Consider the following 6,439-nt stretch of genomic DNA (forward strand, 5'->3'; position numbering starts at 1 on the left):
CGGCGCTGGCGACGTTGAGGATCTTGCCGCGCAGCGGCAGCACCGCCTGGCTGGCACGGTCGCGCGCCTGCTTGGCGGAGCCGCCGGCCGAGTCGCCCTCGACGATGAAAAGCTCGGCGCCGGCGGCGGCGTTCTGCGTGCAGTCGGCGAGCTTGCCCGGCAGCCTGAGCTTGCGCACCGCGCTCTTGCGCGAGACTTCCTTTTCCTGGCGCCGGCGCACGCGCTCGTCGGCGCGCGCGATCACCCATTCGAGCAGCTTCGAGGCTTCCTGCGGATTGTCGGCCAGCCAATGGTCGAATGGATCGCGGATGGCGGTTTCGACGATGCGCATCGCCTCGATGGTCGCCAGCCTGTCCTTGGTCTGGCCGACGAATTCCGGCTCGCGGATGAACACCGACAGCATTCCGGCCGCCGAGATCATCACGTCCTCGGTGGTGATGACCGAGGCACGCTTGTTGCCGACCAGGTCGGCATAGGCGCGAAGCCCGCGCGTCAGGACATTGCGGAAACCCGCTTCATGCGTGCCGCCTTCGCCGGTCGGGATGGTGTTGCAGTAGGAATTGAGGAAGCCGTCGCCACCGAACCAGGTCACAGCCCATTCGAGCGAACCGTGACCGCCCTGCTTGTCGCTCTTGCCGGCGAAGACCTCGCGCGTGACCTGGAATTCGTCGCCGAGGCTGGCCTTGAGATAGTCCTTCAGGCCGCCGGGGAAATGGAACTCGGCCTTGGCCGGTGTCTGGTCCTTTTCCTTGATAAGCGACGGATCGCAGGTCCAGCGGATCTGGACGCCGCCGAAGAGATAGGCCTTCGAGCGCGTCATGCGGTAAAGGCGCGCCGGCTCGAACGCGGCGCCCTTGCCGAAAATCTGCTCGTCGGGATGGAAGCGGGTCCTGGTGCCGCGGCGGTTGTGGACCTCGCCAAGATGCTCGAGACCGCTGACCGGGATGCCGCGCGAGAACCTTTGACGGTATAGCTGGCGGCCGCGGGCGACTTCGACCTCAAGATGATCGGACAGCGCATTGACGACGGAGACGCCGACGCCGTGCAGGCCGCCGGAGGTCTCGTAGACCTTGGAGTCGAATTTGCCGCCGGAATGCAGCGTCGTCATGATGACTTCGAGCGCCGGTTTCTTGAATTTTGGATGCGGGTCGACGGGAATGCCGCGGCCATTGTCGGTAACGGTCAGGAAGCCGTCGGCCGAAAGCTCGACGTCAATGAACGTGGCATGGCCAGCGACCGCTTCGTCCATCGAGTTGTCGATGACCTCGGCGAACAGGTGGTGCATCGCCTTGTCGTCGGTGCCGCCGATATACATGCCGGGACGCCGGCGCACAGGCTCCAGCCCTTCCAGCACCTCGATGTCGGCTGCGCTATAGCCCTCACTGCCGTCACGGGCGGGAGTCGAACGCTTTGCGGCCTGCACAAGCGGATCGGCCGGGCGAGCCGGCGTACGCGCCGGCTGCGGCTGCTTCTGCAGATTGCCGAAAAGATCGTTGTTGTCGTCCATGCTGGTCATGATGTCCGGGTGCGAATCACGTTTCGATACTGCCACGCTTTTGGCGGGCGAACGAGTTCCTGTTCCGTTCAGGGATCAAACTGTCTCTTATTCTAAAACCATTCGATAACCAACCCGTCGGAAATAGGGCGGCCCGGGAAGCTTTGGATACCTGTTTCTTTAACGATGACGCCTAGCGTGGGCCAACAGACAAAAGACTAAGGGCGTCAGGGGTTTCGGTGTGAGGGGCAGGGCCATAACCATGATCGGTATCGCCGCCGTTGTCGGCGCGATCTCGATCTTTGCCGCGGACTTCTGGGTCAAGAGCCAGGCGAGGGCCGATTCCGAGCAAAAGGTGGCATCGATTTCGGCGCCTCAGGAACCGAAGGTCGAATTCAAGACCATCGTGGTGGCACGTGCGCCGTTGCGTTACGGCATGGAACTCGGACCTGCCCAGCTCGCCGAAATCCCATGGCCGCAGGATTCGCTGCCGCAGGGCGCCTTCCCGACCATCGACAAGCTGCTTGCCGACGGCAGCCGCGTGGTGCTTTCGCCGATCGAGGTCAATGAACCGGTCTTGCTCGCCAAGCTGTCCGGGCCGAACGGCCGCGCGACGCTTTCGAACATCCTGTCGCCTGGCATGCGCGCCGTCACCATCCGCACCGACGAGATCGCCGGTGTCGGCGGTTTCGTCACGCCCGGGGATCGCGTGGATGTCGTGCTGACGCGCGATGCCGGCGACATCCAGGAAGTGGCCAAGAATGCGCAAGGCGCGTCCGGCTCGACCGTCACGTCCGAAATCGTCGTGTCCGACGCAAAGGTGCTATCGGTCGGACAGGGCGCCGACGAGCGCAAGACCGCGCCGCAGGTGGCCAATTCCGTGACCATCGAAGTCACCAACGAGGGCGCGCAGAAAGTGGCGCTCGCCCGCACCGTCGGCACGCTGTCGCTGTCGCTGCGCTCGGCCGCCGACGCCAGTGCCACGAATGGCGGGCTTACGACGATTTCGTCCTTCGGCGGCTCGGTCGCCGCAAGGGCGCAGGCAAGCGCTGCTTCGCTGGTCAACGCGGTGGCGAACGACTCCGCAGAGCCGAAATTCAAGACGGTCATCGTGACGCGCGGCACGCAGGTCGAGGAATACAAGGTTCCCTCTCGGGAACCGCAGCAGTAGCCGGTGGGGACCGGCGGGGACGGGACAATGTTTGGGCTTGATGCATTTAGGGTGACCAGGGCGCGGCGGCTGCTCGGCGCAATCGCGCTGGCCGTTCCGCTGGCGCTGCTCGGCTTCGGCGCGCCGGCCAAGGCGGGCAATGACGTCGTCTACGTTTCGGCCAACAAGAACGCCTCGATCAAGGTGGCCAAGGGCAAGCCGAAGACGATCATGACGAGCGCGGCCTTCTACCAGATCGTGATCGGCGATCCGGAGATCGCCAACGTCAACCCGCTGACCGACAAATCCTTCTATGTGCTCGGCAACAATCTCGGCACCACCGGGATCGCGCTGTTCGACCAGAACAAGCAGCTTGTCGGCACCATCGACATCGAGGTGACGTTGGATACCGACCAGTTGGCGAGCACGATCCGCGCCAGCGTGCCCGACGCCCGGATCAAGGTGGGCTCGGCCAATGGCCGCGTGGTTCTGTCGGGCGAAGCCGATGACGCGGTCGCTGCCGACAAGGCGAACAAGATCGCCTCCCGCTTTTCCGGCAAGGAGGAAGTGATCAACTCGGTCAATATCTCGTCCTCGCAGCAGGTCCAGCTCAATGTCCGCTTCGTCGAGATCAACCGCCAGGCGGGGCAAAATCTCGGTGTCCAATACAGCGCCAACTTCGGCTATGGGATAGGCGGGCGCAGTGTGGTCCTGGATCCCGGCACCATGTCGCAGGCCGGCAATGGTCAGATAATCGGACAGCTGCTCTCCAACGGACTTTCGATCGATGTCGCGATCAGCGCGCTGGAGCAGCGCGGTCTCGCCCGGCGCCTGGCCGAGCCAAACCTGATAGCCCGCTCGGGACAGACGGCAAGCTTCCTCGCCGGCGGCGAATTCCCGATCCCGGTTTCGGAAGATAACGGCAAGATCAGCGTCACCTACAAGAAATACGGCGTCGGCCTGGATTTCACGCCGACGGTTCTCAAGGACGGATTGGTGAGCCTGGACATCGCGCCCGAGGTCTCCTCGATCGATCCCTCAGCCTCTATCGAAGTGAGCAACGGCATCTCCATTCCGGCTTTCATCGTGCGCCGAGCCAAGACTTCCGTCGACTTGAAAAGCGGCCAGAGCTTCATGATAGCCGGTCTGTTGCAATCGCAGAACGACATCACGACTTCGCGCCTGCCGGGGCTAGGCAAGCTGCCGGTGCTGGGCCCCTTGTTCTCCTCCAAATCCTATCAGCGGCGCGAGACCGATCTTGTGATCATCGTCACGCCTTACCTGGTCAAGCCGGTCGATCCCTCGAAGAAGATGGTGGAGCCGACCGACGGCACGCGGCCGCCAAGCAACGTCGACTATTTCCTGAACAACAGCGAGGAGACCAGTGCCTCGGCGGCCAAACGTCCGGTGGCATTGGCCGACGGCAGCGCCGTTCGGCCGGTGGCCGCCGCCACATCCGGCCACTTCCTCGACCTGCCGAAGGACTGAAGCCATGCGTCCAGCTCTTTGCCTAGCTCTGCTCCTCGCCAGCTTGGCCGGCGGCTGCACCAGCGACGATTATGTCCGCACCGAAGGCGTGACGCCGGCTGCTGGCAACGCGCAGGCGTCCAACACGGTCATGCAGATGGTCGATCCCTGGCAATACGGCGTCCAGAACACCCGGCTTCTGGTGCCGGCTCAACGTCCGAGTTCCACGGCCAGCGCTGCCGACCAGGCCGCGAAAGGCACTCAGACGTCGGCCTCGTCGTCATCGACGACAACGGACTGATAACGATCGAGTTGATGGGCTGACGACCATGGCATCCGGCATGAAGACCAAGAAGATCCTGCTCGTTTCGACAGACAGGGTGTTTTTACAGGATACGCGAACGGCGTTCGCGACCTCCGAAGTGATCGAGCTTTCAACGGTCGAGAAGAGCGTCAACGAGCTTCGCGGCGAGGTGCTGGAGACCGATTTCGGCGCGGTCATCGTCGACATGGACGCCGCCAAGCTGGAAGAAATCGAATCGCTGCAACGCGTCATGCGCCGGCTGGAAGGCCGCGTTCCGGTGGTGGTCGTCACCCAGGAATTCAACGCGGCGGCGGTGCGGATTCTGGTGCAGCTCAAGGTCGCGGACTTCCTGGTCAAGCCGATCACCACCGCCGACCTAGTCCGCTCCGTCATCCGCGCGTTGCAGGGACCGGGGCGGGAGGAGAACACCGAGTCACAGATCTACACTTTCATGCCGGCCGCCGGCGGCGTCGGCACCACCACGCTCGCTCTGCAGACGGCGTTCCAACTGCATCATTCGGTGACGCGCGGCGCCTCGACCTGCGTGGTCGACCTAAACTTCCAGCAGGGCGCCTGCGCCGAATATCTCGACCTGGAACCGCGCTTTGACATCACCGAAATCGAGAACCAGCCTGAGCGCCTCGACCGGCAACTTCTCGACGTGATGCTTTCCAAGCATGCAAGCGGGCTCTGCGTGCTGGCCGCGCCGACGCGCCCGTCAGAGATGCGCTCGTTCAAGACCGATGTCGTCGTGCGGATGCTGGACCTCGTCTCGGCCTATTTCGACAATGTCGTCATCGACATGCCCCGCACATGGTTCCCGTGGACGGAGACGGTGCTGCTCGGCTCCAACAAGCTCTATATCGTCGCCGAGATGACGGTGCCTTGCCTGCGCCACACGCAACGCCTCATCCAGGCGATCTATGAGACCGCCGGCAAGGAGGTGAAGCCCAACGTCATCGTCAACCGTTTCGAGCAGAAGATGTTCGACAACGGCATCAAGCAGGCCGACGTCCAGGATATCCTCGGCGAGCATTTCGTCGGCGGCATTTCCAACAACTACCGGCTGGTGCGCGAAGCCGTCGACCGTGGCGTGCCGCTGCACGACATCGAGCCCAACGCCAATGTCGTCAACGACCTGAAGAAGATCATCCTGCCGGAGGAGGCGGTCGCGACGAGCGCCAAGTCGAAGTCGCTGTTCGGCTTCGGCAAAAACCTGCTGAAGAGGAAGGCAGGATGAACAGCCGCTTCACCAATCTGCAGAACCGCGACGTCCGCCCGCAGCGGCCGCCTGAGCCGGCGCCGGTGGCGCATCACGCCGTGGTTATCCCCACCACGCGCAAGCCGGCCGCGCCGAAGCTGGAAACGGCGCCGGCAAAAAGCGCCAACAAGGTGCTGGACGCCAGGGTGCGTATCCATCGGATGCTGCTCGAAGAGATCAACCTCGTCGCGCTCGAGCGGCTGCCCAAGGACGAGATGCGCCGCCAGGTGCATGACTTCGTCTCGGAAAAGACGCGGCAGGAGCGGATGGCGATCAATATCGCGGAGCTCGATGCCCTGGTCGACGACATCGTCGACGAGATGGTCGGGCTCGGTCCGCTGGAGCCGCTGCTCAAGGATCCCGAGATCAACGACATCCTGATCAATGGCCACGAGAACTGCTTCGTCGAAAAGCGCGGCAAGCTGCAGCAGGTGCACATCCCGTTCAAGGATGAGGCGCATCTGCTTCGAATCATAAACAAAATCGTCGCCGCCGTCGGCCGTCGCGTCGATGAATCGCAGCCGATGGTCGATGCGCGCATGCTGGACGGCTCGCGCTTCAACGCCGCCATCCGGCCGGTCGGCGTCGATGGACCGCTGGTGTCGATCCGCAAGTTTTCCAAGAACAAGCTTGGCCTGCACAAGCTTGTCGAGTTCGGCGCGATCACCCAGAACATGGCCGAGGTGCTGGCGGCCGCGGTGCATGCGCGCAAGACCACGATCATCTCCGGCGGCACCGGCACCGGCAAGACGACGATGCTCA

The 6,439-nt window shown here is 63.4% G+C and carries 6 protein-coding genes; 5 read left to right on the plus strand and 1 reads right to left on the minus strand.

Annotated elements, in window-relative coordinates; genetic code table 11:
• On the minus strand, window positions 1-1,507 hold a 1,507-nt coding region (locus Q0L57_RS03030), incomplete at its 3' end, for a DNA topoisomerase IV subunit B (RefSeq protein ID WP_296737743.1).
• A 250-nt stretch (window positions 1,508-1,757) separates the two neighbouring features.
• On the opposite strand from Q0L57_RS03030, the gene cpaB reads away from it, so the two are divergent.
• From cpaB to Q0L57_RS03055, 5 genes are all read left to right on the plus strand, one after another.
• The gene (gene cpaB / locus Q0L57_RS03035) at window positions 1,758-2,666 is read left to right on the plus strand and encodes a Flp pilus assembly protein CpaB (protein ID WP_296737730.1); all 909 of its coding nucleotides are present in this window, start codon (window positions 1,758-1,760) and stop codon (window positions 2,664-2,666) included.
• 27 nt (window positions 2,667-2,693) lie between these two features.
• On the plus strand, window positions 2,694-4,133 hold the full coding sequence (locus tag Q0L57_RS03040) for a type II and III secretion system protein family protein (protein WP_296737732.1): 1,440 nt from the start codon (window positions 2,694-2,696) through the stop codon (window positions 4,131-4,133).
• Window positions 4,134-4,137: 4 nt separating this feature from the next.
• Window positions 4,138-4,413, plus strand: a complete 276-nt coding sequence (locus Q0L57_RS03045) for a hypothetical protein (protein WP_296737735.1) — start codon at window positions 4,138-4,140, stop codon at window positions 4,411-4,413.
• Between the two features lie 28 nt (window positions 4,414-4,441).
• The gene (locus tag Q0L57_RS03050; RefSeq protein WP_366940858.1) at window positions 4,442-5,656 is read left to right on the plus strand and encodes a response regulator/pilus assembly protein; all 1,215 of its coding nucleotides are present in this window, start codon (window positions 4,442-4,444) and stop codon (window positions 5,654-5,656) included.
• Window positions 5,653-6,439: ATPase, T2SS/T4P/T4SS family (locus Q0L57_RS03055; RefSeq protein ID WP_296737740.1), on the plus strand; the 787-nt coding region annotated here is incomplete at its 3' end. The genes Q0L57_RS03050 and Q0L57_RS03055, both read left to right, overlap by 4 nt.

The sequence above is a fragment of the Mesorhizobium sp. genome (assembly GCF_024509055.1).
GTDB lineage: Bacteria > Pseudomonadota > Alphaproteobacteria > Rhizobiales > Rhizobiaceae > Mesorhizobium.

What these genes read in the sequence shown, in the direction of transcription:
- cpaB (WP_296737730.1), top strand. Translation starts at nt 1,758, where the DNA reads ATGATCGGTATCGCCGCCGTTGTCGGCGCGATCTCGATCTTTGCCGCG.
- Q0L57_RS03050 (WP_366940858.1), top strand. Translation starts at nt 4,442, where the DNA reads ATGGCATCCGGCATGAAGACCAAGAAGATCCTGCTCGTTTCGACAGAC.
- Q0L57_RS03040 (WP_296737732.1), top strand. Translation starts at nt 2,694, where the DNA reads ATGTTTGGGCTTGATGCATTTAGGGTGACCAGGGCGCGGCGGCTGCTC.
- Q0L57_RS03045 (WP_296737735.1), top strand. Translation starts at nt 4,138, where the DNA reads ATGCGTCCAGCTCTTTGCCTAGCTCTGCTCCTCGCCAGCTTGGCCGGC.